Here is a 25,891-nt window from a genome sequence, read left to right as displayed (position 1 = left end):
GAGAACCCCCATGTCGCATTCGATTCGTGACAACCTCAAGCGCCTATTGGCACCCAGGCACCTGGCCTTCGTCGGCGGCCGCAGCATGGCACGGGCGCTCAAGCGCTGCGCCGAAGGTGGCTTCGCCGGCCAGATGTGGCTGGTCAACCCGCAGCACGAAAGCCTGGACGGCGTGCCATGCGTGGCGAGCGTCGCCGACCTGCCGTGTGCACCGGACGCCGTGTTCATCGCCACCAACAAGGACCTGACCCTGCAATGCGTCCAGGCCCTGGCCGATCGTGGTGCCGGCGGTGCCATCTGCTACGCCTCGGGTTTCGCCGAGAGCGGCGAGCAAGGGCGTCTGTTGCAACAGCGCCTGCTCGAGGCCGCCGGCTCCATGGCCTTGCTTGGCCCCAACTGCTACGGCCTGCTCGACTACCTGCATGGCGCTGCCTTGTGGCCGGTCGCCCACGGCGGCAAGCAGGTGGAGAGGGGCGTAGCGATCCTGACCCAGAGCGGCAACTTCGCCTACAACCTGTCGATGAGCGACCGCTCGCTGCCGGTGGCCTACATGGCCTCGGTCGGCAACCAGGCACAGCTGGGCGTGGCCGAGCTGATGGACGTGCTGCTGGACGACCCACGGGTCACGGCCATCGGCCTGCACCTGGAAGGCCTGAAGAACGTGCCCGGCTTTGCCCGCGCCGCGCACAAGGCTCTGGAGCGCGGCATCCCGGTCATTGCCTTGAAGACAGGTGTCTCGCAGATCGGCGCGGAACTGGCGCTGAGCCACACCAGTTCGCTGTCGGGCTCCGACGCGCTGTACGACAGCCTGTTCCAGCGCCTGGGCGTGATCCGTGTGAGCGGCCCGGTGAGCTTCGTCGAAACCCTCAAGGCCGCTGCCTGCGGGCAACTGCCCAAGGATGGCCGCCTGATCGCCTTGGCATGTTCCGGTGGCGACGCCGGGCTGATCGCCGACTATGCCGAACGCAATCACCTGACCTTGCCCAAGCTCGAACCCGGGCAGGTGGATGAACTGGCCCAGGTGCTTCCGGCCTACGCCAACCTGGTCAACCCACTGGATTTCACCACGGCGATCTGGGGCGATGCCGCCGCGCTCGAGCGCATGCTCGACAGTGCCCTGCGCGGCGATGCCGACGCAGCCATGTTGGTGCTGGACTACCCGGCGCAGTTCACCGGCGAGCGCAAGGAGTGCGACCTGCTGTTGGGGCTTTACTGCGACGCCCTGGCGCGCCACGGCAAGGTCGGCTTCGTCACCTCGGCCTTCCCGGAGCTGCTGCCGGCCTATGCCCGCGAGCGCCTGCACGCCCATGGCATCGCCGCCTTGCAAGGCGTGGAGGACGGTCTGGCGGCCTGGGGGCGGATCGTCGCCTACCAACGTAACCGCCCGCGCTTGCTGGCACTGGGCGAGTCGGCCTTGGTGCCGCTGTGCCCTCAGGCGCTGGATGGCCAGGCGAACGTGCTCGACGAGTGGCAATCCAAGCAGGCGCTGCGTGCGTTCGGCCTGCCGGTACCAGCCGGTGTGCTGAGCACGCCCGGGCAGGCTGTCACGGATGCCGTCGGGGTGGGCTTCCCCCTGGTGCTCAAGGCAGTCAGTGCGCAGTTGCCGCACAAGACCGAAGCCGGCGCCGTGGCGCTCAATCTGCGTGATGCCAACGCCCTGGCGGCAGCGCTCGAGCAGATGCGCGAGCGTATTGCGGCCTACGCGCCGAATGTGCTGTTCGACCAGGTGCTGCTCGAGCCCATGGCCGAGGCGCCACTGGCCGAACTGATCGTTGGCATCAAGCGCGAGAACGACTTCGCCCTGGCCCTGGTGATCGGCGCCGGCGGGGTGCTGGTCGAGCTGCTCAAGGACAGCGTCAACCTGTTGTTGCCCACCACCGACGGTGCCATCCGTAATGCCGTGCTGGGCCTGCGTAGCGCCGGCCTGTTGCAAGGCTTCCGGGGGCGCCCGGCGGCCGATCTGGACGCCTTGGTGGCGGCGATCCGCGCCGTGGCCGACTACGCCTGCGAGAATGCAGGCCGCTTGCTGGAGTTGGACGTGAACCCATTGATGGTCGGTGCCCAGGGCACCACCGCGGTCGATGCGCTGATCCGCCTCGGCCAGCCGCAAGGAGAACGATAATGCGTGAACCCTCCATGACCGCCGGCCAGGCCTTGGTGCGGCTGCTGGGCAACTATGGCGTCGATACCGTGTTCGGCATCCCCGGGGTGCATACCCTGGAGTTGTATCGTGGGCTGCCGGGCAGTGGCATCCGCCATGTGCTGACCCGCCACGAGCAGGGCGCCGGCTTCATGGCCGACGGCTATGCCCGGGTCAGCGGCAAGCCGGGCGTGTGTTTCGTCATCACCGGCCCCGGCGTGACCAACGCGGCCACCGCCATCGGCCAGGCCTACGCCGACTCCATCCCGATGCTGGTGATCTCCAGCGTCAACCACACCGCAAGCCTGGGCAAAGGTTGGGGTTGCCTGCACGAGACCCAGGACCAGCGCGCCATGACCGCGCCGATCACCGCGTTCTCCGCCGTGGCCCTGTGCGCCGAAGACCTGCCAGAGCTGATCGCCCGCGCCTGGGCTGTGTTCGACAGCGAGCGCCCACGCCCGGTGCACATCTCCGTGCCGCTGGACGTGCTGGCGGCCCCGGTCGCTCGGGACTGGAGCGCCGAGGTGGTGCGCCGCCCCGGGCGAGGCCTGCCCGATCGCGACAGCCTGGACCAGGCGGCCTTGAAGCTCGCCACCGCCAAGCGGCCGATGATCATCGCCGGTGGCGGCGCCTTGCAGGCGGCCGACGAACTGCGCCAGCTCAGCGAGCGCCTGGCGGCGCCGGTGTTCACCAGCGTGGCCGGCAAGGGCCTGTTGCCGCCGGAGTCGCCTTTGAATGCCGGTGCCAGCCTGTGCGTGGAAGCTGGCTGGCAACTGATCGGCGAAGCCGACGTGGTGCTGGCGGTGGGCACGGAAATGGCCGACACCGATTTCTGGCGTGAGCGCCTGCCGCTTCGTGGCGAACTGTTGCGGGTGGACATCGACCCGCGCAAGTTCAATGACTTCTACCCCTGTGCCCTGGCCTTGCATGGCGATGCCCGGCAGACCCTCGCCGGCCTGCTGGAACACTTGCCGCACATCCAGCGCGACGCCGGCGCCGCCATCGAGGCGGTGGCCAACTTGCGTCAGGCGATCCGCGCAGGCCATGGCCCGCTGCAAGGCATCCACCAGGCGATCCTCGACCGTATAGCCGCCGTGCTGCCGGAAAACGCCTTCATCAGCAGCGACATGACCCAGCTGGCCTACACCGGCAACTATGCCTTCACCAGCCGCGCCCCACGCAGCTGGCTGCACCCCACCGGCTACGGCACCCTCGGCTATGGCCTGCCAGCGGGTATCGGCGGCATGTTCGCCAGCGATGACCGTCCGGGCCTGGTGCTGGTGGGCGATGGCGGCTTCCTCTATACCGCGCAGGAGCTGGCCACCGCGGTCGAGGAGCTGGACCGCCCGCTGGTGGTGCTGTTGTGGAACAACGACGCCCTGGGCCAGATCCGCGACGACATGCTCGGCCTGGACATCGAACCCATCGGCGTGTTGCCGCGCAACCCGGACTTCGCCGCGCTCGGCCGGGCGTTCGGCTGCACCGTGGCGCAACCGCGCAGCCTCGACGAGCTGCAACGGGCGCTGCAGGCGGGCTTTGCCCGCAACGGTGTGACCCTGGTCGAACTCAAGCACGCCTGTGCCCATTGACGGAGGATTGCCATGCGCTTTTCCAAGCTGACCCAACGCATCGCCGGCGACGGTGCCGCCGCCTGGGACATTCACTACCGCGCCCTGGCGATGCAGGCCGAGGGCAGGGACATCCTGTTGCTGTCGGTGGGCGACCCCGATTTCGACACACCGGCACCCATCGTCGAGGCAGCTATCGACAGCCTGCGCAACGGCCACACCCATTATTCGGACGTACGCGGCAAGCTGGCCCTGCGCCAGGCCATCGCCCGTCGCCACCAGCAACGCAGCGGCCAGAAGGTGGATGCCGACCAGGTCACCGTGTTGGCCGGCGCCCAGTGCGCGCTGTTCTGCGTGGCCCAGTGCGTGCTGGAACCGGGCGACGAGGTGATCGTCGCCGAGCCGATGTACGTCACCTACGAAGCCGTGTTCGGCGCCTGTGGGGCTACCGTGGTGCCGGTACCGGTCAAGCCGGAGAACGGTTTTCGCGTATGCCCCGCGGATGTGGCGGCACGCATCACCCCCCGTACCCGTGCCCTGGCCCTGAACAGCCCGCACAACCCTTCGGGGGCGAGCCTGCCACGCGCTACCTGGGAGGCCCTGGCCGAGCTGTGCATCGCCCATGACCTGTGGCTGATTTCCGACGAGGTCTACAGCGAGCTGCTGTACGACGGCGAGCACATCAGCCCCGGCAGCCTGCCGGGCATGGCCGAGCGCACCGCGACACTGAACAGCCTGTCCAAGTCCCATGCCATGACCGGCTGGCGAGTCGGTTGGGTGGTGGGTTCGGCCGAGCTGGCCGGCCATCTGGAGAACCTCGCCCTGTGCATGCTCTACGGCTCGCCCGACTTCATCCAGGATGCCGCGGTGGTGGCCTTGGAGCAGCCGTTGGCGGAGCTCGAGGCGATGCGCAACGCCTATCGTCAGCGACGCGACCTGGTCTGCGAGCGCCTGGCCGGCTGCCCGGGCATCAAGGCGCTCAAGCCCGATGGCGGGATGTTCGTGATGGTCGATATCCGTGAAACCGGCCTGAGCGCCCAGGCCTTCGCCGACCGCCTGCTGGACCGTGAAGGCGTCTCGGTGCTGGCAGGGGAGGCCTTCGGGCCTAGCGCTGCCGGGCATATCCGCCTGGGCCTGGTGCTCGGCGCCGAGGCGCTGGACGACGCCTGCCGGCGCATAGCCCGTTGTGCGCGGGCCCTGATGCAGGAGCAGGCCCATGCGTGAGTACCCGCGGCTGTATATCGACGGCGCCTGGCAATTGCCGAGCGGGCAGGGCATGGCCGAGGTCATCGACCCGGCCAGCGAGGCTGCCATCGGCCGTGTCCCGCTGGGCAACGAGCAGGATGTAGATCGGGCGGTGACTGCCGCCCGGCGTGCGTTCGGCGCCTGGTCGCGCACGCCCTCCAGTGTGCGGGCCGGGTACATTCGTGCCCTGGCCGGGCAACTGAAGGCCAAGGCCGGGGAAATGGCCGATGTGATCACCGCCGAGCTGGGCATGCCGGTGCAGTGGTGCCAGATGGTCCAGGTCGACGGCCCCATCGAAGGCCTGGAGCAGTACAGTGAGCTGGCCGGGCTGATGGACGAGGTGCGCGAGGTCGGCAATTCGCTGGTGTACCGCGAGGCGGTGGGGGTGTGCGCCTTCATCAACCCCTGGAACTACCCGCTGCACCAGATGATCGGCAAGTTGGCCCCGGCCTTGGCCGCCGGCTGCACGGTGGTGGTCAAGCCCAGTCAGGAGACACCCTTGCACGCCTTCCTGCTGGCCGAGATGATCGACGCCATCGGCCTGCCTGCGGGCGTGTTCAACCTGGTCAGCGGGCCGGGGGCGAAGGTGGGCGAGGCCCTGGCTCGGCACCCGCAGGTGGACATGGTGTCGTTCACCGGCTCCACCGGTGCCGGAGTACGGGTCTCCCAGGCCGCCGCGCCGACGGTCAAGCGCGTGTGCCTGGAGCTGGGCGGCAAGTCGCCGCTGTTGATCACCGCCGATGCCGACCTGGAAGCGGCCGTGCGCCATGGCGTGCAGGACGTGATGATCAACTCGGGGCAGACCTGCACGGCGCTCACCCGCATGCTGCTGCCGGCCGAGCGCTATGCGCAGGCCCTGGAAATCGCGGTGGCGCAAACCCAGGCGCTGGCCATGGGCGACCCGCGAAACCCACGCAGCTTCCTCGGCCCCATGTGCTCGGCCGGGCAGCGGCGCACCGTGCTGGACTATATTCGCCTGGGCCAGGAGGAGGGCGCGCGGCTGCTGTGCGGCGGCGACACCGCCACGGGCTTCGAGCGGGGCTACTATGTGGCGCCTACGTTGTTCGCCGACGTCGACAACCGCATGCGCATCGCCCAGGAGGAAATCTTCGGGCCGGTGCTGTGCCTGATCCCTTATGCCGACGAGGCCGAGGCAGTCGAAATGGCCAACGATTCGCCGTTCGGCCTGTCCAGCGCGGTCTGGGCCGGTAGCCGCGAGCGCGGCCTGGACCTGGCGCGACAGATGCGCGCCGGGCAGTGCTTCGTCAACGGGGCCGGGTTCAACTACCGGGCGCCGTTTGGCGGGTACAAGCAATCCGGCAATGGCCGGGAATGGGGCGAGGAGGGGCTGGGCGAGTTCGTCGAGGTCAAGGCGGTGCAGCTCTGAACGAGCAGGGCCATGATCTTGCACAACCCTGCGCTTGCTCCGCGATCCACGGCGCGGCCCTTGCCATGCAACCGCGATGGCAGGGCCGCGCCAATCGTCGGCGAACCGGGTTCATCCTGCGGCCGCATCGTCCACCGGCCTGTCGAACGCCACGAACAACTGGTCTGCGGTGATCGATCCCAGGTCCAGGCGCATGTTCGCCTCGAGCATGGCGAACAGCCGGGTGAACACTTCATACACCTTGCAGTGGTCTTCCATCCCGGAGAACGGGTTGTCGATCTTCTCGGCAATCAATGAACTCTCCTGCACGGCGTCATACACATCGCGCAGGGTGATCTCGCTGGGTGGGCGCGCCAGGGTCAGGCCGCCATGGGCGCCGCGCCAGGATTTGAGGATATTGGCCTTGACCAGCTGCGAGGCCAGGCTGCGCACCCGTGCAGGGTGAACCTTGACCCACTTGGAGATGGTGTCGGTGCGAAGCTTCTGCGGGGCGTTGGCGGCCACGAACGAGAGGATATAGGAGGCGGTGATCAGACGCGTCGACTGGCTCATCGGCGAAGGTTCCTGGGTCGAAAATCGAAGTCTACACCCCTGTGAAAATCCACTTGGCAGAGGCACGGCATAGAGTCTAATGTATTTATCACGATGACAATTACAATTATGAGTCATCGAAGTGCGCGACCTTTCTCTTAGCGGTTCAAAAAGGCGATGCCATGAGCGATAACAAGAACAAGATCACTCAAGCGATACCCGAAGCTGGCCTGCCGCGTCGGGATTTTCTCAAGTACGGGGCCGCTGCGACCGTCGCCGGCGCCTTCTCTCTGGGCCTGCCGTTGCCGAGCTGGGCCGGGCAGGCCACACCCAAGGCCGGCGGTATCCTGAGCTTAGGGCTGGCCGGCGGCAGCAGCACCGACTCTGGCGACCCTGGCTCGTGGAGCGACACCTTCACCTTTGTCGGCTTCTCGGCGGTGTATAACACCCTCAGCGAGATCGGCGTGGATGGCACGGCGATCCCTGAACTGGCAGAACGCTGGGAGTCCAGCCCCGATGCCAGGGTCTGGACCTTCTTCCTGCGCCAGGGCGTCACCTTTCACGACGGCAAGACCCTCGATGCCCAGGACGTGGTCGCCTCGATCCAGCACCACCTGGGCGAGAAGTCCACCTCGGCGGCCAAGGCCGTGCTGGGCGACGTAGCCCAGGTGCGCGCTCAGGGCAATGATACGGTCGTATTCGAGCTGCACGCGGGTAACGCCGACTTTGCCTATGTAGTCGCCGACTACCACCTGGTGATCATGCCGGCCAAGGACGGCGTGGCCGACTGGCGCCATAGCATCGGCACGGGTGGTTATCGCCTCAAGCGCTTCGAGCCGGGGGTGCGTATGGACCTGGAGCGCAACCCGGACTACTGGAAACCCGGCCGAGCACACTTCGCTGGCGCGCAGTTGCTGGCCATCTCCGATGGTACGGCGCGGGTCAACGCCCTGGTCACCGGCCAGGTGGACGTGATCAACAAGGTCGACCTCAAGATCGTGGCGCTGCTCAAGCGCAGCCCGCAGCTGGTCATCGAGGAAACCAAGGGCGCGCAGCACTACACCTTTCCCATGCTTTGCGACAGCCCTCAGTTTCGCAACAACGACGTGCGCCTGGCGCTCAAGTACGCCATCGATCGCAAGGCCCTGCTGGCTTCGGTGCTGCATGGCTACGGCCAGATCGGCAATGACCATCCGATCCAGCCCGGCAGCCGCTTCATCAACGCCGCCCTGGAACAGCGCAGCTACGACCCGGACAAGGCGCGCTTTCACCTGCGCCAGGCCGGCATGGACGGGCTCAAGGTACGCTTGCAGGCGTCGGAAGCTGCCTACACCGGCGCGGTCGATGCCTCGGTGTTGTTCAAGGAGCAGGCACGGCGTGCCGGTATCGACATCGAGGTCGTACGCGAGCCGGTCGATGGTTTTTTCACCAACGTGTGGATGAAACAGCCCTTCACCACCTCGTTCTGGTACAGCAGCTTGACCGCCGACCGCATGTTCAGCATCGGCTACGCCAAGGGCGCGGCCTGGAACGAGACGCATTGGGACAATGCCCGCTTCAACCAGTTGCTGGCCGCCGCCCGGGGAGAGATGAACGCACCGTTGCGCCAGGAGATGTACGACGAAATGCAGAGCCTGTGCCGCGATGATGGCGGGGCCATCGTGCCCTTGTTCGCCAGCTCCGTGGCGGCGCGTTCGCGCCGAGTCACCCATGGCGGCGTCACCGCACCCTATGGCGAGCTGGACGGCCTGCGCTTGATCGAGCGCTGGTGGTTGGCGTGACCCTTTGGTTGTTCCTGGAGAAGCTCAATGATGAATAGCCTTGGTTCATTGCTTGCACGGCGTCTGGCCTTGGGGCTGCTGTCGCTGCTGGCGGTTTCGGTCATCGTCTTCCTGGCCGTCGGCATGCTGCCCGGCGATGTCGCCCAGGCCATGCTCGGCCAGTCCGCCACCCCTGAAACCGTGGCCGCGCTGAGGGCCCAGCTGGGCCTGGACATGCCAGCGCCGAGCCGCTTCGGCCACTGGGCCTGGCAATTGCTGCACGGCGACCTGGGGGTGTCCCTGGCGAACCAGCGGCCTATCGCCGAACTGATCGGCGCGCGCCTGGGCAACACCTTCAGCCTGGCGTTGCTGGCCGCATTGGTATCAGTGCCCCTGGCGTTGCTGCTGGGTATGCTCGCGGCGCTGTACCGCAACAGTTGGTTCGACCGGTTGCTCAACACCAGTGCCCTGACCGCTGTTTCGTTTCCCGAGTTCTTCGTGGCCTACATTTTGATCTTGCTGTTCGCGGTGAGCCTGGGCTGGCTGCCGAGCATCTCGATTCTGCCACCGGACGCCTCCTTGGGCGAGGTTCTGCAGCGTTCGTTGCTACCGGTGCTGACGCTGGCCTTGGTGGTGATCGCGCAGATGATGCGCATGACCCGCGCCTCGTTGGTGAACCTGCTGGCCAGTCCCTACATTGAAATGGCCCGGCTCAAGGGCATTTCGCCGGGGCGGATCATCTTCCGCCATGCCTTGCCCAACGCTTTGGCTCCGATCATCAACGTAGTGGCGCTGAACCTGGCCTACCTGGTGGTCGGCGTTGTGGTGGTCGAAGTGGTGTTCGTCTACCCGGGGCTTGGCCAACTGCTGGTGGACTCGGTCGCCAAGCGCGACATCCCCGTGGTGCAGGCCTGCAGCCTGATCTTCGCCGCCACCTACGTCCTGCTCAATACCACTGCCGATGTGCTGTCGATCGCCAGCAATCCGCGCCTGATGCATCCCAAGGGGTAGCCGATGAGCTTGTTCAAGCAATTGCAACGTGCGCCGTTGAGCGCCAAGTTCGGTGTACTGGTGATCCTGCTCTACGTGCTGGTGGCGCTGTTCGCACCGGTGTTGGCGCCGTTCGGCGAGACCGAAGTGGTCGGCGAGGGTTTCGCGCCCTGGGGCGGGCAGTTCTTGCTGGGCACCGACAACCTGGGCCGTGACATGTTCAGCCGCCTGATCTACGGTGCGCGCAACACCCTGGGCATCGCCTTCCTGACCACCGCACTGGCCTTCGCGGTGGGCGGTTTCTGCGGCCTGATGGCGGCGGTCAAGGGCGGCTTGGTCGACCAGGGGTTATCGCGCCTGGTGGATATCTTGATGGCCATCCCGCAGTTGATCTTCGCCTTGTTGATCCTCAGCGTGGTCGGCACCACTGCGACTTCGCTGGTGCTGGTGATCGCGCTGCTCGATGCCACCCGGGTGTTCCGCCTGGCACGGGCGGTGGCGATGAACGTGGTGGTGCAGGACTTCGTCGAGGCCGCGCGCCTGCGTGGGGAAGGGTTGTGGTGGCTGGTCAGCCGCGAGGTGCTGCCCAATGCCGCAGCCCCCTTGATCGCCGAGTTCGGCCTGCGCTTCTGTTTCGTATTCCTGTTCATCAGTGCCTTGTCGTTCCTGGGCCTTGGCATTCAGCCACCGACCGCCGACTGGGGCAGCATGGTGCGCGACAATGCGGTGCTGATCACCTTCGGTGAACTCAGCCCGTTGCTGCCGGCGCTGGCCGTGGCGCTGATCACCGTCAGCGTGAATTTCGTCGTGGACTGGGTACTGCATACTTCCAGTGGCCTGAAGGAGTGCTGAGCATGAATACACCGTTGCTGGAAATACGGAACCTGCGCATCGACGGACACCATGACGACGCCTGGCACCCGTTGATCAAGGGCATCGACCTGACCCTCGCGCGAGGCGAGGTGCTGGGGCTGATCGGCGAGTCGGGGGCGGGCAAGTCGACCCTGGGCCTGGCGGCCATGGGCTATGTGCGTGACGGTTGCCGCATCAGCGGCGGCTCGGTGCGTTTCGACGGCCAAGAGTTGGTGGGCGCTGCGTCCGAGACTTTGCGCCGCCTGCGCGGCCTTCGCATTGCCTATGTAGCGCAAAGCGCCGCTGCCTCGTTCAACCCGGCCCATCGGCTGATCGACCAGCACATCGAGACCGCCGTGAAGAACGGCGGCATCGACCGTGTCCGCGCCGAGGCCGAGGCGGTGGAGCTGTACCGGATACTGCGCCTGCCGGATCCGGAACGCATCGGCCAACGCTACCCGCACCAGGTTTCCGGTGGCCAGTTGCAGCGGGTGATGACCGCCATGGCCATGGCGTGCCATCCAGATTTGATCGTCTTCGACGAGCCGACCACCGCTCTGGACGTCACCACCCAGATCGAAGTACTGACCGCCATTCGCGATGCGATACGCACCTACGGCAGCGCGGCCTTGTACATCAGTCATGACCTGGCGCTGGTGGCGCAGATCGCCGATCGCATCATGGTGCTGCGCCATGGCAGCCTGGTGGAGGAGGCCCATACCCGCACCATGCTGGAAAGCCCGCGCCAGGACTACACCCGGTCGCTGTGGGCCGTGCGCAGCTTCCATACCGAGGTCAAGCCGTGCCCGGCCCACGCCCGGCCCTTGCTGGAAGTCCGCCGGGCCAATGCCAGCTATGGCGCCCAGCCGGTGCTGCACGATGTCTCGCTCACGCTGCACCGTGGCCAGACCCTGGCGGTGATCGGCGAGTCCGGCAGCGGCAAGAGCACTACCGCACGCTTGATCACAGGCCTGTTGCCGGCCAGCAGCGGCCAGGTGCTGTACGACGGCGAGGCACTGCCGGCGGACTATCGTCAGCGCAGCAAGGAGCAGTTGCGGCGGATCCAGATGATCTACCAGATCCCCGATACCGCACTGAACCCACGCCAGCGTATCGTCGATATCATCGGTCGACCGCTGACCCTCTACCTGGGGCTCAAGGGCAAGGCGCTGCATCAACGTGTGGCCGAGTTGCTGGAGATGATAGAACTCGACCCGGGCAAGTACATGCACCGCCAGCCTCGCGAACTTTCCGGCGGCCAGAAGCAGCGCATCTGCATCGCTCGGGCGCTGGCCGCCGAGCCTGAGCTGATCATCTGCGACGAAGTCACCTCGGCCCTGGACCAACTGGTGGCCGAGGGCGTCCTCAAGCTGCTTGACCGTATTCAACGCCAGTTGGGCGTTTCCTACCTGTTCATCACCCACGACGTGGCCACGGTACGCGCCATCGCCGATGAAGTGATGGTGATGCAGCGCGGGCGAGTGGTCGACCATGGCAGCCGAGAAGCCATCTTCGCGCCGCCGTACCACGACTACACCGGGCTGCTGTTTTCCTCCGAACCGGAAATGGACCCCGACTGGCTCAACCGCCTGCTGGCCCGCCGGGCCGGGCAATCCAACCTGCAAACTGTGCAAGGACAACCTTCATGAACGTACTGATCGTCCACGCTCACCCCGAGCCGAAATCCTTCACCGCCGCCCTGCGCGACCAGGCGGTCGAGACCTTCACGGCCCAGGGGCACCAGGTGCAGGTCAGCGACCTGTACGCCATGGGCTGGAACCCGGTGGCCAGCGCCGAGGATTTCGGCACGCGTGAGAACCCTGACTACCTGGTGTATGCCCTGGAGCAGCGCCTGGGGGTCAAGAGCGGCTCCATCGCCGCGGATATCCAGGCCGAGCTGGACAAGCTGCTGTGGGCCGACCTGCTGGTACTCAACTTCCCGATCTTCTGGTTCTCCACCCCGGCCATGCTCAAGGGCTGGATCGACCGCGTACTCGTCTCCGGCGTGTGCTACGGCGGCAAGCGCTTCTACGACCAGGGCGGGTTGGTGGGCAAGAAGGCACTGGTGACCGTGACCCTGGGCGGACGCGAGCACATGTTCGGCGAGGGCGCGATCCATGGGCCACTGGAGGACATGCTGCGGCCGATCCTGCGCGGCACCCTGGCCTATGTCGGCTTCGAGGTGCTGCCGCCGTTCGTGGCCTGGCATGTGCCGTACATCAGCGATGAGGCGCGCAAAAGCTTCCTGCACGACTACCAGCAACGCCTGACCCACCTCTCGGACGACCTGCCACTGGAATTCCCCAAGCTGTCGCAGTTCGACGAGGCGCTGTACCCACTGCCCAGGTGATTGCGACCGATTGTCGCTCAGCAGACACCGGAACGGGCGCCAGACCGCGCCCGCCCGGGTTTGTTGCCCGAGGCGCAACACTTATTCTTCACGTCAAGACTGGTCAGTGGCGGCCCTACGACTTATGGTGGCGGGTAGCAAAACTTGTCTGGAGCTCCAATGTCGAACTTCCCCATCGTCCGCCCACGTCGCCTGCGCCAGAACCCGTCGTTGCGCAACCTGTTCCAAGAGACCGAATTCCGCCTCGACGACCTGATCCTGCCGATCTTCGTCGAAGAAGGCATCGACGATTTCGTGCCCATCACCAGCATGCCCGGGGTCAATCGCATCCCCGAGAAGAGGCTCGCCAGCGAAATCGAGCGCTACGCCCGCGCCGGCATCAAGTCGGTGATGACCTTCGGCGTCTCGCACAACCTGGACGCGACCGGTAGCGACACCTGGAACGAAAACGGCCTGGTGGCGCGCATGGCGCGTATCTGCAAGGACACCGTGCCGGAAATGGTGGTGATGTCCGACACCTGCTTCTGCGAGTACACCAGCCACGGCCATTGCGGCGTGCTGCACGACCATGGCGTGGACAACGACGCCACCCTGGCCAACCTGGGCAAGCAGGCCGTGGTGGCCGCTGCCGCCGGTGCCGACTTCATTGCCCCGTCGGCGGCGATGGACGGCCAGGTCCAGGCCATCCGCAGCGCCCTGGACGGTGCAGGCTTCCATGACACGGCGATCATGGCCTACTCGACCAAGTTCGCCTCTTCGCTCTACGGCCCGTTCCGCGAAGCCGGCGGCACCGCCCTCAAGGGCGACCGCAAGAGCTACCAGATGAACCCGATGAACCGCCGCGAAGCCGTGCGCGAGTCGCTGCTCGACGAGCAGGAAGGGGCCGATGTGCTGATGGTCAAGCCAGCCGGCGCCTACCTCGACGTGATCGCCGACATCCGCGCCGCCTCGCGCCTGCCGCTGGCGGCGTACCAGGTCAGTGGCGAGTACGCGATGATCAAGTTCGGTGGCCTGGCCGGCGCCATCGACGAGGCACGGGTGGTGCGCGAGAGCATCGGCTCGATCAAGCGTGCCGGCGCCGACCTGATCCTGACCTACTTCGCGATGGACCTGGCCCGCGACGGGATCTGATGGGTGCATAATGCAGCACCGCTGGCGCGGTGCACATCGCGAGCAGCGCGTTGCCGGACAAGCGCCTGTATCGGCGCCATCGTACTGAGATAGCGGCGGATTGGCCGCACTCAGCGTATCGGGGGCAGATGCCCGGTCTTGAGATACACGACGGCGCCGCGTTCCCCGGCCAACATGTCCGGGTACACGCCTTGCGGCAGGCGCATCCAGCTGCCTTGGTCAAATGCCCCGTCAGCGGTTTCCAGCCGGCCGGAGACGACCAGCCATTCGGCGCTTGCCACCCCTCCATCGAACAACGGTGCGCCTGGCCGCAGGCGTTGCAAACTCACGCGCTCGGTGTCGTTGGCAAACAAGGGGCAGACTTCTCGGCCGCCTTGCATTTGCCAATTGGCGGCGTCTCGGGTGTCGGTTCGCACGGGCGTTCTTTCATCCGGCTGCATCTGCCAGAGCTTGACGAAGATGATCGCGCCTTCGGCGCTGGAAGGTTGGTGGGCCGAACCTGGCGGGTTACGCAGGTAGTAGCCGGCAGGGTAGTGCACATCGCCTTCGGAAAAGGTGCCGGATAGGACCAGCACCTCTTCGCCTCCAGGGTGGCCATGGGGCGGGAAGCACGAGCCGGGGGCGTAACGCACGATACTGGTCGCCCGGGCCCGCTCGCCGCCGAGCCGGTCGAGCATCACCCGCTCGACGCCCTGTTGCGGCGAGGGCACCCATTGGTAGTCATCGGGTGAAACGGTGGCGCGGCGGGAGAAGTCTTCGTTGACGAGCATCTGCGTAATCCAGCTTTGGGCCGGCCCCTTCATGATCGATTGCCGCGACTCAGTTGCCACCGGCCATCACGCCGCCGTCCACGTCCCTGATCGCGCCGGTGACCCAGCAGGCCTTGGAAGCAAGAAGGTTATCACGTCAGCGACATCCTCTGATGTACCAACGCGACCGATCGGGTGGACGTCGTTGAAGCCTTGCAGGTCATGGCAAGAATAACGTCAGTGCATCTTTGGCTGCCCCGGGCTACGAGACTTGGCGAGCGACCCGGCAAACAGGTCGAGCATGGAGCAGAACAGAAAGTAGAGCAGGGCAACGAACAGGTAGATTTCCGTGGGATGCACCATCACCCGGTTGCTCACCTGGGTCGCCACGAACGACAGCTCGCCCACCCCGATCACGTAGGCCAGCGAGGTGTCCTTGATCAACGAGACCCATTGATTGAGGAACGACGGCAGCATGATCGGCAACGCCTGGGGCAATATCACCAGACGCAGTACCTGCCAAGGTCGCAGGCCCAAGGCTTTCGCCGCCGCCCATTGCCCGGCGGGCAGGCTGTGGATGCCCGCGTACACCGAGTGCGCAAGGTAGGCGCCGCCGATCAATGACAATGCGCAGACCACCGTGGCCAACGCCGGCACGTCGACCTTGAACACGATCGGCAGCAGGAAGTAGCTCCAGAAGATCAGCATCAGTACCGGGATGGCGCGAAAGAACCCCAGTACCGTCACCAATACCCAGCGTGGCCAGCCACGCAACACCGCCAGGGCGATACCCAGCCCCAGGCCCAGCACGGCTGAGGTCAGGCCAGAGAACAACGCCAGCAGGACGGTCAGCACGGCGCCACCGATCGGCCCGTCGGGATAGGCGCCCATCAATAGGTATTGCAGATTGTCGACAACCACCGAGAAGTCCATGGCTCACGCCCCTCCCTGACGGTAGCGGCGGCTGTGCTGCAGGGCTTGGCCCAGGGCTTCGATGAGCGCGATCGCACCGATGTAGAGGAGGGTGGCGACGCCGAAGGCCTGGAAGGTCTTGAAGGTCTCGGTCTCCACCTGGCGCGAGGCGTAGGACAGTTCGGCAAGGCCAATAGCCATGGCCAGGGAGGAGTTCTTCAGCGCATTCATGTACTGGCCCAGCAACGGCGGCAGCGCAGTACGCAGCGCCTGGGGCAACACCACCACCCGCCACACCTGTGCCGGCTGCAGCCCCAGCGCCAGGCCCGCCGCTCGCTGCTGCGGGCGTACCGAGGCGATGCCGGCGCGGATTTCCTCGGCAACGAAGGCCGCGGTATAGAGCGTCAGCCCCCAGGCCGCGGCGAGGAACTCGAACGAAGGCCACGGCAAGCCAAGCCATTGATGCGGCGTGTTGAGCCAGGCCACCAGAGTTTCCGGCAACAGCGCCGGCACACCGAAGTACCAGAAGAACAACTGCACCAGCAGCGGGGTATTGCGAAAGGCGGCCAGATAGGCACGCGCCGGCCAGGCACACCGCCGCCTGCGCGCAAGGCGGGCGATGGCCAATGGTGCGCCGATCAGCGTGGCGAGCACGCAACTAAGCAGGGCAAGGCCCAGGCTGATCAAGAAACCGTCGAGCAGCAGGAGCAGGTAACGCGGGGCGAGGAGGTCACCGAACATCGAGGGGGTTCCAGCGAACGAAACGAGTCGCGCGCCTTACGGGCGTGAGGCGCGCGGTTGCAGCGGCGCGATCAGCTCTTGTCGCCGATCTTGTACAGGCGCGCGAGCGGGGTCTTGGTCTGGGGGCCGAACCAGGTGTCGTAGATCTTCTGTGCCTGGCCGTTGGCTTCGAGGTCGCGCAGGCTCTGGTTGACGAAGTCGGCCAGGGCCGTCTCGCCCTTGGGGATGCCGACACCGATCAAGTCGTTGGAGATGGTGAAGGGCGGCACTTCGTACTTGTCCTTGTCCGGCACGTTGGCCAACAACCCGATCAGCTTCGGGCCGTCCTGGGTGATGGCCTGTACCTGGCCGTTGCGCAGCGCCGTGAAGGCAAACGGCGTGTCGTCGTAGGCGATGACCTTGGCGCCGGGGAACTTGTCGCGCAGCACCCCTTCGTTGACCGTGCCCTTGTCGACGCCGACGCGCCATTTGTTCAGATCGTCCGGGCTTTTCAGGCTGCCTTTCTTGACGATGAACTGCTGCCCTGAGGAGAAGTAGGGGATGCTGAAGTCCACCTGCTGTGCACGTTCCGGGGTGATGGTGAAGTTGGCCAGCACCAGGTCGACCTTGTTCGCCGTCAGCAGCGGCACACGGTTGGCCGGGTTGGTTGGCAGCACCTGGAGCTTGACGCCGAGCTTGTCGGCCAACGCTTTGGCGTAATCCACGTCGAGGCCTTCGATCTGCTTGCTCTTGGCATCGACGAAGCCGAACGGTGGGTTGCTGTCGAAGGCAGCGACACGCAGCACGCCGGCTTGCTTGATATCCGCCAGGCGATCGGCATGGGCCGCGCCGGAAAGGACGACCAGGGCGAGGGCGGTGAGGGCAGTGAGTTTCTTCATGAATATGCAGCTCCTGGGATGGGCGAGAGCGGGCGATTGCGGATAGGAAAGGCCCGTTGTAGAGCGGCGGTGGTAGACCGCTGGCGAGATGGATTCTGGCAGGGGAGCGGGAGGGAGAGGAAAGAATGAATGGGTCTATCTTATAACCAAACTTCTTGGTTTAGTTGATTAATGTGACCTGTTTTGGAATAGAAAAGTGACGCGATGTCGACTTGCTTGAGCTATAGCTTAATGCGCCAGATCATTTACAGAGGGCACCGAAATGACCGAAGCACTGCGTCCACCCTTGCCGCCGTTCACCTTGGAAACGGCCATCCAGAAAGTCCGTGGCGCTGAAGACGGTTGGAACTCACGCGACCCAGCCAAAGTGGCGCTGGCGTATACGGAGGATACCCATTGGCGCAACCGCGCCGAGTTCATCGAAGGCCGCGCCCAGGTGCAGGCATTTCTTGAACGCAAATGGCACAAGGAGCTCGACTACCGGTTGATCAAGGAGCTGTGGGCGTTTGCGGATAACCGTATCGCAGTCCGTTATGCGTACGAATGGCACGACGATTCGGGTAACTGGTTCCGCTCGTACGGCAACGAAAACTGGGAGTTCGCCGCGAACGGGCTGATGCAGCGGCGGTTCTCCAGTATCAATGACCTGCCGATCGCCGAAAGCGAGCGCAAGTACCATTGGCCGTTAGGGCGGCGACCGGACGATCACCCTGGGTTGAGTGAGCTCGGGCTTTGAATCGACCCCGCCGGGCCGGGAATCGCCAGAAAGCAGGGGAGAGCAGGACCTGCATCTCGAGCCGCCCGAGCCGCATCTCCATCGCTCAAGCCACTGTGGTTCGCTCTGTTCCTGCGCGAGCGTTGCGGCGTAGACGCAAGGCCCATTTGGCGGTCAGTTTGAAGGAGATCGCGCTGAACATCAGCGCGAACGCCAGTGGATACCAAGACCCCATGGGCACGCGCTTGTAAAAGGACAGCAGGAACACTCCGGCGATCACCCAGGTCCCCGTGCTGTGCAGCGCCTTCCATAAACGGGCACCGAGCAACTTGGCCACGGCGGGGAAGGAGGTGACTGTCAACAAAAGGATGAACACATAGCCGATCGAACCTGGAATATTCGTGACGGCGCTGCGCCCATGCCAGAACGATTCGGGAAACCCGTTCGCGTACAGGATGATCAGCACCGCATGCACGGCATGGGAGAACGCGAATGCCAGCCCTAAGAAGCGTCGCTCCCGCAGCAGACCTCGGGTCAATGGGCTGGGCACCAGGGCTGCCATCGACGAGGCGAGAAACGTCGCCAGGAACAGGGCAAAGGACGTGCGCGCGGTGACCCTGATGGCGCTACGCAGGGCATCCACCCATTGCGGCTGGGCCCATAGGGCCAGTGCGGCGGCGATGAGCACCAGCACGGACAACATGGAAAACAGGCGCCAACCATGCAGCTTGGCGGTGTCAGCGGTTCGGTTCATGGCAGGCTCCGGAGGGAATGCGGCGAGCGGGATGCCGCCGCGTGGTGGAGCCATGGTGCCAATGGCGTTTATCTGGGATGTGTCGAGCAAGGCCCATCGTGTATCGCACTGTAGCCAGCGTGTGGCTACAGGTGAAAATGTCCCGCAGTCTCCGGTTGGTAAAGCACTTTCCTGATCTCGATCCGGCGATTGCGTTCAGAAATTCGCCAGTCGATGGCGTCCCCCTCCTGGTAGCCCAGAATGGCCGCACCAATGTCGGAACACACGGAATGCTTCCCCGCGCCGCTGTCCGCGTCTTCAGGGTAGACCAAGGCGACCTCGATCTCTTCATCGTCCAGCTGCAGCAAGACCCTGGAGTTCATCGTGACAACGGTACTCGCCACCTTCTGCGGCTTGACGACAATGGCCCGCTCGAGTTCATGTTCGAGGTCGACAACGGCCGGGCCTTGCTCAAGCGCAATCAAGCGCTCGAGCCTGGCTTTGTCGATTTCAGTGATGTAGATCCCAGAGCAATCGCTGACGACACCGTCGCGCAATAACTGGCGATAGCGTGCCAGCGTCATGGAAAACGACTTCAATGTCGGCGTTTCGCTCTCCAGCACGAAGCCGCTGCGCAGGAAGGCTTGCAACGAACGCGTGTTGTCAGGGTGGATCTTGGCGATCAGTTTCGCCGCGCGCATGTCGAAGAAGGCCAGTTTCATGCCTTCGCGGATCGTGCGCAGACCAAGCCGCCGGCCCCATTTTTTGCGGTCTCCGATGGCCAGCACGATCTCGCAATCCGAACCGGTCTTGACGAGGCGGACAAAACCCACCGGGGCGTCATGCCGGTCATAGGCGATGAAGAATCGGCCGCCACGGTTGAACAGGTGGGTCAGGATCGGCAATTGCGTCCGATCGATGGCTTGCTCGATGGAGCGGGAGACGTGACGCGAATCGCTCAGAAAACAGGTGACTCGCTCATCCTGCAACCAATCCATCAGCATCAGCGCGTGTGCCCGAGTGATTTCAGGGCACAGCGAAATGAAAGGCTTGTTCATCTTCACCACTTTCGCTTGTAAAGGATGAAAGCCCTTCATGGCTAGGGCCATGACGGTTCTTTCGGCAACCGGCTACCTTACGACATAACGTGAGTAATGCCCAACAATGCCGCGCCCGAGCAGCGTGGCCACATACACTGTAAACGGAAGGCTGCGGTGTGCTATGGGAGAGTCGTGGAGGCTGTGATAATGGGGGAAATCAAAAGGGCCATGTCATGCTGACCATCTCCAATAGCGTGCATCTGCCGGATGCCGACATCGAACTGACATACATCCGCGCACAAGGCGCGGGCGGACAGAACGTCAACAAGGTGTCCAGCGCCGTGCATCTGCGCTTCGATATCCTGGCATCGTCGCTGCCTGAGTTTTACAAAGAGCGGCTGCTGGCGTTGCGTGACAGTCGCATCACCGGCGATGGCGTGTTGATTATCAAAGCCCAGCAATACCGCACCCAGGAGCAGAACCGCGCAGACGCGTTGGCACGTCTTGCCGAGTTGATCATCGCTGCCGGCAAGACCGAGAAGAAACGCCGTCCCACCAAGCCGACCCTTGGGTCCAAGACACGACGCCTCGAAGGAAAGGCCAGGCGGAGTGAGGTCAAGGCGGGTCGCGGAAAGGTGGATTTTTAATGGTGGAGGGGGAACGTGACGGTAAGTCTCAATGGCATCCAAGGCATTTCAACTTGAGGACTGCAAGCTCCTAATAATACAAGATTTAACATAATATACATTATGCGCATCTTAGTATGGAGTTACCGGGGCCGTGGGTGGACAGATTTGAAGCCAGGCCCCTGGCCTAGATAGTTCTCAGAACTAAATGAGCGAAAAAACGGTAAGTAATCGCGTAAATCATGCCTTCCGCCTCACGTTCATAGGTTTGCTTGCAGATCACTTTTCCGACGATCAACACTACGCTACTAGTCCTCGGAAGCAATTCTTAGGACGTTTTCGGAACTAATCCATGAACTGCGGTGTTTTCCCCCCGAGTTCAAAAATTACTTCCAGCCAGCGGGCCGTTCGTGTGACCGTCGCTCACGTGCTGGCGATTCTTCCCTCCTGATTCACGAGTTAGTTCCTGTTACCGCCGTATCCACCATCTGGTGTCCAAGCCGGCGCGATGCTGAACCGCGTCCGCACATGCGAAAATTCACTGTCCACGACGACGTTCACCACCAGTAATAGATGTCGCCAGTACATTGGTCTTTTGAGGTCGCAAGCAGATGTCTAGAACCTCGGGGATGCTGCGGAACGTGGGACCATGCTTTTGGCTGGCTGGGAGGCTCTGAGCATGTCTTCACCCGCGGCGGGATCTCATGAGCGCTAGATTTGATGGTGGACAGGTCCGTTCATTTGCGTCAGAGCGTTGTGCTCTCCGATGGGCGCGTTTCACAGTGAAATGCCGGTTTGAAGGCCTATCTACGGGGGTTGTAAACCACTTTTTTTACGTGTAAACCACTGTAGTTAACACGTAAAAAAAGTGGTTTACAGGGTGTATTTTTACGTCACCATGGCCACCAGGTACTTGCTCTCGTACGGGTTGTATTTTGAACGGTGCATGCATGGCGCGCTAACGTAGCTCTGGAGATTAGCCCCCACGCCTCCTGGCAGATTGTGGAGGTCTGTACTGCGCACCAGGGGGTGATTGTCAAGTGATTAGCTAAAATGACCGATCGCTTGAGGGAGTAAGTTAACCTCCTCCAGCCTCGTTTTCTCTTCATCTGGTTATAACTCCACTAAATGACTATTTAGTCGAGTTATAAGTAAGATATGCTCAACTGCCCCAATGCCCCCCTTGAATCCAGAGCTAGCACGCTCTACGTACCTGCCTGAGCGCTTCGCTCTGTTTAAGCGCAGCCCAGCATCTACCACTGAACAGGATCTGCCTGCCCTCGCCTATCGCCGCCAGCTGGCTTTTTTCGCAACATGCAGGCCGAAGAACTTGCCGCGAGCATGAGCCATGCAGCTGATTTCAGTCAGTAAGAAACTCCTGACGCTTCCCGCTCGCATGCATCAGTTCAACATGCAGATTCTGCCGCCCCACAATTACTGCTAGCAACGGGCGTCGATCAGATCGCCCTTTGGCCAAAATCGTCCATTCATCCAGATCGATACTCGAAGGTCTCGGTAACTCTTGCGGGTGGCTGTGCCACTCCCCAATGTACCTCACCAAACCGTTGCTCTCCTGCCAACGTCTGTCTGCCAAGCTCTTGTGACCATGGATCATTCGCTCGAAGAAATATCGCAGACGGAGATCCTGTCGAGTCGGCTCGCTGGCCTCCAATACTTCAAGATGCTTTCCACGCACATGCCCGAGCAGGATACCTCCGGCTTCCGTACCATCATCTTCTTGGACATGGCGCTGGAATACCTCGAGAACGCTTTGACTGAAGTACACAAACTGCTCATCTGCATGGTTTCGCCAGGTAGTCATGAACCGCATGCTGGACACCCTGGTCGCTTGAGAATGGTGCAGTCTTCAGTCGCAAGCTCGTGGGTTCTATTCAACACCCGGGTGGATAGGCCTGGCCAGTGCTTGCCGCCGACCCACGCCATGGCAGCATCGAAGCCCAGCGCAGCAGCCTGCATGGACACCGATGCGGGGAAGGGAACATAGGGCCCTTCGCAACCTTGCCCAGCGAAGATGGGTTCGACGCTGCCTTCAACTGCGTGGAAGTCGCCTCGATTCTCATAGTCACAAAGACAGCGATAGCAGCCTTCCGAGGCATGGATACCGATGAACGATCGGACGGCGACGCCTGCACCTTCGATCCATACGTGCAGCAGTGGAGTTATTTGTGAGTGATATGAAGCAAGCCACTGGCTCAATGACTGCTCACCTGTAGCATCGATCAACAGATCGAAACCCTCCAGGTTGACCTCCCTAGCATCGTGAGTAATAGCTCGAACATTCGAGGCTGGCATAACGCGCTTGATCTCATCTGCCATTGAGGTGGCCTTTGGCAGGAAGCACTTATCTGTGCCCAGCCGGTGTCGCCCCAGATTTCCCGGTTCGAGCCTTTGGTTGTCGACCAGCATGAGCTCACCACCCTGCGAGCCAGCCCCGGCTTTAGCTAGCATCTCAGCCAGATACCCGCCGATCGTTCCGCAGCCTACTATCGCGATTCGCTTACCGGCAAGTGTGGCTGAGCCAGGAATGTTGCGCTGAACCACATAGGCGTCATCAATGCGAACCAAACGAAGTCGGTCAATGCTTAAGTCATAGATCGGTAGACGCTGATCACGAGACGATCCGCGAGGGTTTTTCTGAAGATTAAACGTCGCAAATCCGTACGTCATCGATGGCGAGTCAACCACGACAATCGCAAACTCCGCCCCTTTTCGGTAAGCCTTGGCAATACGCGCTTCAATTTTGCGCCGACAGGCAGCATCAAGTTGCCCCTGCCAATCCAGCAACTCCCTGACGGTTTTCGGTGGCCAAGCATCAGGCGTAGGCCTCGGCACTGCTCTGGTCGTCACCCTATCAACTATGACATCCAACTCCCGCAGGTCACCAGGTCGATGTTTAAGCTTGGCTAATGTGCGTTCTGGATCATCGCTGATAGCGCAGTCTTTCCCTACTTGCAGCAGTTTGCCTTCACCGGTCTGCCGTGAGCTCACATCAACATACAACGGCTCGCCCGGCCAAAAAGCAAAAAACTCTTCAGCCAGATCATCTACCCGTTCACCCGCCATGATCTGATCAAGCACACGAGCTGCCTGCTCGAAGGCTGCCAGGGTCTGGCCAATAGGATCGAAAATGTCCACGACAGCTGTCGCGTCTGCGATATAGCACAAGAAGCCGTCCGCCCCAACGTGTGGTGCGATCGGACGCAAGCGCTCCGGTACCGGCGTTAATCGCACAAGCGGGAACGTCTGAAAAGATCGGTCGATCAATGCCATACATGGCACGTCGCCGAAACGCGTAGCAAGTACGCCTTCGAGCAGCAGCGTGGACGCGCCTAACTGTTCTTCGTAGCGCTTAAACCCAAGCGGCTTCAGCGCTGCGAGCAGTTCAGGGATAACGCTCATCGCGCTACCCCGCTTTGGTACGCTTGACGATTTCAGAGGGGCCGCGCTCAGGTGGGGTCGCAGCCATCACTGTCGGCATCGCCTGAACGGGCTGGTCTTTGATGAGATCGGGACGGTCAGGGAAGCGATCACCCAACATGTCACGCATCCACCGACACGCCATATCTTTTTGGGCGCTATCCGCAATCGACGCTTCCAGGTATGTCCCAAAGGTTGTGAATTTCTCAGCAGCCTCAGCGACTCCCTCCTCGCCTAGTGCATCAGTTAGGTAGACCTTGGAGTCGATAGGGCTCTTCACGCCATTGCGCAGCGCATCCGGCAGGCCTTTCACAACGTGGAGGAGAGCCAGGTCATCCCGCTTGTAGTGGAACTCGAAGAGCGGGCAGGCTGCAGCCATCAGCAGAATAGAGCTCGGCCCGCCCTTGTCCCACTGCTTGTCGCGAAACGCCTTGATGTAGCGGATCACCCGGCGCAGCTGCTCCTCTTTGTCCGAGATTTCCAGCTCGAACCACTCCTTCATTTTCAACGGATCAGAAACGATCCACTTGTCTTCGCAGGCGAGGAGGATCTTGTCGGAAGGCAGCTTCTTCCAGCAATCCTGCTGCGAGTCGGTTGCCAGTGCTTTGATCAGCGTGTAATTACGTTCCTCCATGCTGACGACGATCTTTTCATACTGATCATCCGGGATGGCGTAGAGAGGAAGGTCGATGTGCGCAAAAGTGGAGATTTCCACACGCAAGCACGTGGCTTTGGACAAAAGCTCCCAGCCTTTTTCATCGCACAGCGGTTTAAGAACATCCCACACCGCAGCACGGAAATCTTTGATTGCCATGGTGGGCCGGTTCTCCTCCGTCACGATGCTCATCGGCAAGTAAACGCCGTCGTCAACATCAGACTGCTGAGGCGGGGTTTGGCACGGGCGGTTGAGGGTCTTGTAGGCCCAGGAACCTTGAATGAAGAACTTGGGATTGCACTCCTTGCCTTCATAACCCCGGTCACGAAGGGCAGCCGGGAGCTTTGTGCGCAGTGCATCGCGCACATCTGATCTGGCGGAATTGATGTTCTGTCTCTCGGAATCCCCAAGATCCAGTTCCTTCAAAAACGTAGTGTGTTCGTTGGAGCTGTACAGCAGCGGGCTCAGGTTTGGCATAAGACGCCACTCCTTTTCGGTTAGGGCCTTCAATGGTCACTAGCATCATGCAGGCTTGCAGGCCGCCCGGCGTCCAGATGACGTCACGCCAAACTTAAACAAGCCCGCCCCACCGACCCGCCCAACCTAACGGTCATCGTTACTACACACAGTAAAGCGAAGCGGTCGAGGCTTGGATCCAATGATGCCACAGCGCAACATATAGATCAATAAACACAACAAAGTACAACATATAGTGTTATGACGCATTGCCATTACGCTTTTTCTTTAGCTCCCCAGAACCGCCACCAAGGGCGGCTTTTCTCTCGCTCAAATGCTATGTACCCCGCAGTATTCAAGCCCTGGTTCCAATTTCGATCTGTGAAATAGACCCCTTCCATGGATACATTCCAGTCCTCATCACTCACCTGTACCCGCGCTGCACCATTGTGCCGGCTGCAGTCGGAAATCTTTGGATTACTGGTCAGGTTCTCGTAGATGTAGTTGAGCTCAATCGTACCGTGTTGGCAGTCACGCTGAACGCTCACACAGACGGTACTGGATTTTGAATAGCGATCAACCGACTCAAACTGCATACGTACACGGAAAAAACGAGAAAAAATCTTTACCTTGCCTTGCGTAAAGATCTTCTCCTCAACTTCCTGATTTCCGCTCAGGCGCTGAATCGCCCCCCAGTTTGACTGCAGCGTGACATCCCATACGCCATCGATAGGCGGGAAGTACGTCCGGACAAATGGAAGCTTGCACAAGAGTGGAAAGATGAAGGTTTCACCGAGAATCAGAAAAACAAAGCCCGCCATGCTCGAAGCGCTGGACAGTGCCTTCAGAAGATTTAGCGGCTGGTCTAAAAGCGTGATGATATTGCCATGATTTATCAGGGCGAAGATCGCAAGGGTAACGACAAGGAAAGCCAACGCAGTGTTCTTGATTCCTATCACTTGATACATGCTTACCCCTTTTTGACTTAACGCTG

Annotated in this window: 23 protein-coding genes; 12 read left to right on the top strand and 11 right to left on the bottom strand. The window is 62.5% G+C overall.

From position 1 onward, the window contains the following. Window positions 1-10: 10 nt before the first annotated feature. The 4 genes from AC1MHZ_RS17125 to AC1MHZ_RS17110 are packed head-to-tail and all read left to right on the top strand — an operon-like array spanning window position 11 to window position 6,340. Complete coding sequence (locus AC1MHZ_RS17125) at window positions 11-2,122, top strand: acetate--CoA ligase family protein (RefSeq protein WP_482966685.1); 2,112 nt, start codon at window positions 11-13, stop codon at window positions 2,120-2,122. Next, window positions 2,122-3,729: a 5-guanidino-2-oxopentanoate decarboxylase gene (locus AC1MHZ_RS17120; protein WP_368828967.1), complete on the top strand. Its 1,608-nt coding sequence runs from the start codon at window positions 2,122-2,124 to the stop codon at window positions 3,727-3,729. Before AC1MHZ_RS17125 ends, AC1MHZ_RS17120 begins: the two co-directional genes overlap by 1 nt. 12 nt (window positions 3,730-3,741) lie before the next feature. Beyond that, window positions 3,742-4,932: a pyridoxal phosphate-dependent aminotransferase gene (locus AC1MHZ_RS17115; protein ID WP_482966684.1), complete on the top strand. Its 1,191-nt coding sequence runs from the start codon at window positions 3,742-3,744 to the stop codon at window positions 4,930-4,932. Continuing rightward, entirely contained in the window at window positions 4,925-6,340 is a 1,416-nt protein-coding gene (locus AC1MHZ_RS17110) for an aldehyde dehydrogenase family protein (protein ID WP_368828965.1), read from the top strand. Before AC1MHZ_RS17115 ends, AC1MHZ_RS17110 begins: the two co-directional genes overlap by 8 nt. Before the next feature lie 111 nt (window positions 6,341-6,451). On the opposite strand, the gene AC1MHZ_RS17105 is transcribed toward AC1MHZ_RS17110, so the two are convergent. Next, complete coding sequence (locus tag AC1MHZ_RS17105; RefSeq protein ID WP_084857883.1) at window positions 6,452-6,892, bottom strand: RrF2 family transcriptional regulator; 441 nt, start codon at window positions 6,890-6,892, stop codon at window positions 6,452-6,454. Window positions 6,893-7,053: 161 nt separating this feature from the next. Between AC1MHZ_RS17105 and AC1MHZ_RS17100 the strand changes: the two genes are divergently transcribed. The 6 genes from AC1MHZ_RS17100 to hemB all read left to right on the top strand — a co-directional run bounded on the left by AC1MHZ_RS17100 (window position 7,054) and on the right by hemB (window position 13,954). Next, window positions 7,054-8,652, top strand: a complete 1,599-nt coding sequence (locus AC1MHZ_RS17100) for an ABC transporter substrate-binding protein (protein ID WP_482966683.1) — start codon at window positions 7,054-7,056, stop codon at window positions 8,650-8,652. A gap of 30 nt (window positions 8,653-8,682) precedes the next feature. Then, window positions 8,683-9,642 carry an ABC transporter permease gene (locus AC1MHZ_RS17095; RefSeq protein WP_172403029.1) on the top strand — a complete coding sequence of 320 codons (960 nt, stop codon included), beginning with the start codon at window positions 8,683-8,685 and terminating at the stop codon, window positions 9,640-9,642. Window positions 9,643-9,645: 3 nt separating this feature from the next. Beyond that, entirely contained in the window at window positions 9,646-10,473 is an 828-nt protein-coding gene (locus tag AC1MHZ_RS17090; RefSeq protein WP_172403028.1) for an ABC transporter permease, read from the top strand. A gap of 2 nt (window positions 10,474-10,475) precedes the next feature. Beyond that, complete coding sequence (locus AC1MHZ_RS17085) at window positions 10,476-12,122, top strand: ABC transporter ATP-binding protein (RefSeq protein WP_482966682.1); 1,647 nt, start codon at window positions 10,476-10,478, stop codon at window positions 12,120-12,122. Next, window positions 12,119-12,823 carry an NAD(P)H-dependent oxidoreductase gene (locus tag AC1MHZ_RS17080; protein WP_084857880.1) on the top strand — a complete coding sequence of 235 codons (705 nt, stop codon included), beginning with the start codon at window positions 12,119-12,121 and terminating at the stop codon, window positions 12,821-12,823. The genes AC1MHZ_RS17085 and AC1MHZ_RS17080 overlap by 4 nt, the downstream gene beginning before the upstream one ends. Before the next feature lie 159 nt (window positions 12,824-12,982). Then, window positions 12,983-13,954, top strand: a complete 972-nt coding sequence (hemB, locus tag AC1MHZ_RS17075) for a porphobilinogen synthase (protein WP_084857879.1) — start codon at window positions 12,983-12,985, stop codon at window positions 13,952-13,954. A gap of 110 nt (window positions 13,955-14,064) precedes the next feature. On the opposite strand, the gene AC1MHZ_RS17070 is transcribed toward hemB, so the two are convergent. From AC1MHZ_RS17070 to AC1MHZ_RS17055, 4 genes are all read right to left on the bottom strand, one after another. Further along, a complete protein-coding gene (locus tag AC1MHZ_RS17070) occupies window positions 14,065-14,724 on the bottom strand; it encodes a cupin domain-containing protein (RefSeq protein WP_482966681.1) in 660 nt (219 codons plus the stop codon). A 216-nt stretch (window positions 14,725-14,940) separates the two neighbouring features. After that, window positions 14,941-15,636 (bottom strand): amino acid ABC transporter permease, encoded by a 696-nt coding sequence (locus tag AC1MHZ_RS17065; protein WP_084857877.1) that lies wholly within the window; start codon window positions 15,634-15,636, stop codon window positions 14,941-14,943. A 3-nt stretch (window positions 15,637-15,639) separates the two neighbouring features. Continuing rightward, window positions 15,640-16,356: an amino acid ABC transporter permease gene (locus AC1MHZ_RS17060; RefSeq protein ID WP_084857876.1), complete on the bottom strand. Its 717-nt coding sequence runs from the start codon at window positions 16,354-16,356 to the stop codon at window positions 15,640-15,642. Between the two features lie 71 nt (window positions 16,357-16,427). Further along, a complete protein-coding gene (locus tag AC1MHZ_RS17055; RefSeq protein ID WP_324816450.1) occupies window positions 16,428-17,234 on the bottom strand; it encodes an ABC transporter substrate-binding protein in 807 nt (268 codons plus the stop codon). Window positions 17,235-17,496: 262 nt separating this feature from the next. Between AC1MHZ_RS17055 and AC1MHZ_RS17050 the strand changes: the two genes are divergently transcribed. Beyond that, a complete protein-coding gene (locus tag AC1MHZ_RS17050; RefSeq protein WP_084857874.1) occupies window positions 17,497-17,970 on the top strand; it encodes a nuclear transport factor 2 family protein in 474 nt (157 codons plus the stop codon). A gap of 85 nt (window positions 17,971-18,055) precedes the next feature. Here the strand turns inward: AC1MHZ_RS17050 and AC1MHZ_RS17045 are convergent, their stop codons facing one another. Both AC1MHZ_RS17045 and AC1MHZ_RS17040 read right to left on the bottom strand, forming a co-directional pair. Beyond that, window positions 18,056-18,703 carry a hypothetical protein gene (locus AC1MHZ_RS17045; protein WP_482966735.1) on the bottom strand — a complete coding sequence of 216 codons (648 nt, stop codon included), beginning with the start codon at window positions 18,701-18,703 and terminating at the stop codon, window positions 18,056-18,058. 125 nt (window positions 18,704-18,828) lie between these two features. Further along, window positions 18,829-19,791: a bifunctional GNAT family N-acetyltransferase/nucleoside diphosphate kinase regulator gene (locus tag AC1MHZ_RS17040; protein ID WP_324816452.1), complete on the bottom strand. Its 963-nt coding sequence runs from the start codon at window positions 19,789-19,791 to the stop codon at window positions 18,829-18,831. A gap of 164 nt (window positions 19,792-19,955) precedes the next feature. On the opposite strand from AC1MHZ_RS17040, the gene arfB reads away from it, so the two are divergent. Next, window positions 19,956-20,369: an alternative ribosome rescue aminoacyl-tRNA hydrolase ArfB gene (gene arfB, locus AC1MHZ_RS17035; RefSeq protein WP_084857871.1), complete on the top strand. Its 414-nt coding sequence runs from the start codon at window positions 19,956-19,958 to the stop codon at window positions 20,367-20,369. A gap of 1,339 nt (window positions 20,370-21,708) precedes the next feature. On the opposite strand, the gene AC1MHZ_RS17030 is transcribed toward arfB, so the two are convergent. The 4 genes from AC1MHZ_RS17030 to AC1MHZ_RS17015 form a co-directional block, all read right to left on the bottom strand. Next, entirely contained in the window at window positions 21,709-22,179 is a 471-nt protein-coding gene (locus AC1MHZ_RS17030) for a Mov34/MPN/PAD-1 family protein (RefSeq protein ID WP_482966680.1), read from the bottom strand. Beyond that, on the bottom strand, window positions 22,167-23,768 hold the full coding sequence (locus AC1MHZ_RS17025; RefSeq protein WP_482966679.1) for a ThiF family adenylyltransferase: 1,602 nt from the start codon (window positions 23,766-23,768) through the stop codon (window positions 22,167-22,169). Before AC1MHZ_RS17025 ends, AC1MHZ_RS17030 begins: the two co-directional genes overlap by 13 nt. 4 nt (window positions 23,769-23,772) lie before the next feature. After that, on the bottom strand, window positions 23,773-24,918 hold the full coding sequence (locus tag AC1MHZ_RS17020; RefSeq protein WP_346640690.1) for a CBASS cGAMP synthase: 1,146 nt from the start codon (window positions 24,916-24,918) through the stop codon (window positions 23,773-23,775). Between the two features lie 254 nt (window positions 24,919-25,172). After that, a complete protein-coding gene (locus AC1MHZ_RS17015; protein WP_482966678.1) occupies window positions 25,173-25,865 on the bottom strand; it encodes a Cap15 family cyclic dinucleotide receptor domain-containing protein in 693 nt (230 codons plus the stop codon). Between the last annotated feature and the right edge of the window lie 26 nt (window positions 25,866-25,891).

The sequence above is a fragment of the Pseudomonas sp. FA-1 genome (assembly GCF_056856075.1).
The sequence above is the reverse complement of the archived record's forward strand: the minus strand, read 5'-3'. Positions and strand labels throughout refer to the sequence as shown.

Coding starts and splice junctions, on each gene's coding strand:
- AC1MHZ_RS17040 (WP_324816452.1), bottom strand. CDS start 19,791: ATGGCCCTAGCCATGAAGGGCTTTCATCCTTTACAAGCGAAAGTGGTG.
- AC1MHZ_RS17100 (WP_482966683.1), top strand. CDS start 7,054: ATGAGCGATAACAAGAACAAGATCACTCAAGCGATACCCGAAGCTGGC.
- AC1MHZ_RS17045 (WP_482966735.1), bottom strand. CDS start 18,703: ATGAACCGAACCGCTGACACCGCCAAGCTGCATGGTTGGCGCCTGTTT.
- AC1MHZ_RS17105 (WP_084857883.1), bottom strand. CDS start 6,892: ATGAGCCAGTCGACGCGTCTGATCACCGCCTCCTATATCCTCTCGTTC.
- AC1MHZ_RS17110 (WP_368828965.1), top strand. CDS start 4,925: ATGCGTGAGTACCCGCGGCTGTATATCGACGGCGCCTGGCAATTGCCG.
- AC1MHZ_RS17060 (WP_084857876.1), bottom strand. CDS start 16,356: ATGTTCGGTGACCTCCTCGCCCCGCGTTACCTGCTCCTGCTGCTCGAC.
- arfB (WP_084857871.1), top strand. CDS start 19,956: ATGCTGACCATCTCCAATAGCGTGCATCTGCCGGATGCCGACATCGAA.
- AC1MHZ_RS17125 (WP_482966685.1), top strand. CDS start 11: ATGTCGCATTCGATTCGTGACAACCTCAAGCGCCTATTGGCACCCAGG.
- AC1MHZ_RS17080 (WP_084857880.1), top strand. CDS start 12,119: ATGAACGTACTGATCGTCCACGCTCACCCCGAGCCGAAATCCTTCACC.
- AC1MHZ_RS17050 (WP_084857874.1), top strand. CDS start 17,497: ATGACCGAAGCACTGCGTCCACCCTTGCCGCCGTTCACCTTGGAAACG.
- AC1MHZ_RS17115 (WP_482966684.1), top strand. CDS start 3,742: ATGCGCTTTTCCAAGCTGACCCAACGCATCGCCGGCGACGGTGCCGCC.
- AC1MHZ_RS17095 (WP_172403029.1), top strand. CDS start 8,683: ATGAATAGCCTTGGTTCATTGCTTGCACGGCGTCTGGCCTTGGGGCTG.
- AC1MHZ_RS17020 (WP_346640690.1), bottom strand. CDS start 24,918: ATGCCAAACCTGAGCCCGCTGCTGTACAGCTCCAACGAACACACTACG.
- AC1MHZ_RS17025 (WP_482966679.1), bottom strand. CDS start 23,768: ATGAGCGTTATCCCTGAACTGCTCGCAGCGCTGAAGCCGCTTGGGTTT.
- AC1MHZ_RS17015 (WP_482966678.1), bottom strand. CDS start 25,865: ATGTATCAAGTGATAGGAATCAAGAACACTGCGTTGGCTTTCCTTGTC.
- AC1MHZ_RS17030 (WP_482966680.1), bottom strand. CDS start 22,179: ATGCGGTTCATGACTACCTGGCGAAACCATGCAGATGAGCAGTTTGTG.
- AC1MHZ_RS17055 (WP_324816450.1), bottom strand. CDS start 17,234: ATGAAGAAACTCACTGCCCTCACCGCCCTCGCCCTGGTCGTCCTTTCC.
- AC1MHZ_RS17120 (WP_368828967.1), top strand. CDS start 2,122: ATGCGTGAACCCTCCATGACCGCCGGCCAGGCCTTGGTGCGGCTGCTG.
- AC1MHZ_RS17090 (WP_172403028.1), top strand. CDS start 9,646: ATGAGCTTGTTCAAGCAATTGCAACGTGCGCCGTTGAGCGCCAAGTTC.
- AC1MHZ_RS17070 (WP_482966681.1), bottom strand. CDS start 14,724: ATGCTCGTCAACGAAGACTTCTCCCGCCGCGCCACCGTTTCACCCGAT.
- AC1MHZ_RS17085 (WP_482966682.1), top strand. CDS start 10,476: ATGAATACACCGTTGCTGGAAATACGGAACCTGCGCATCGACGGACAC.
- hemB (WP_084857879.1), top strand. CDS start 12,983: ATGTCGAACTTCCCCATCGTCCGCCCACGTCGCCTGCGCCAGAACCCG.
- AC1MHZ_RS17065 (WP_084857877.1), bottom strand. CDS start 15,636: ATGGACTTCTCGGTGGTTGTCGACAATCTGCAATACCTATTGATGGGC.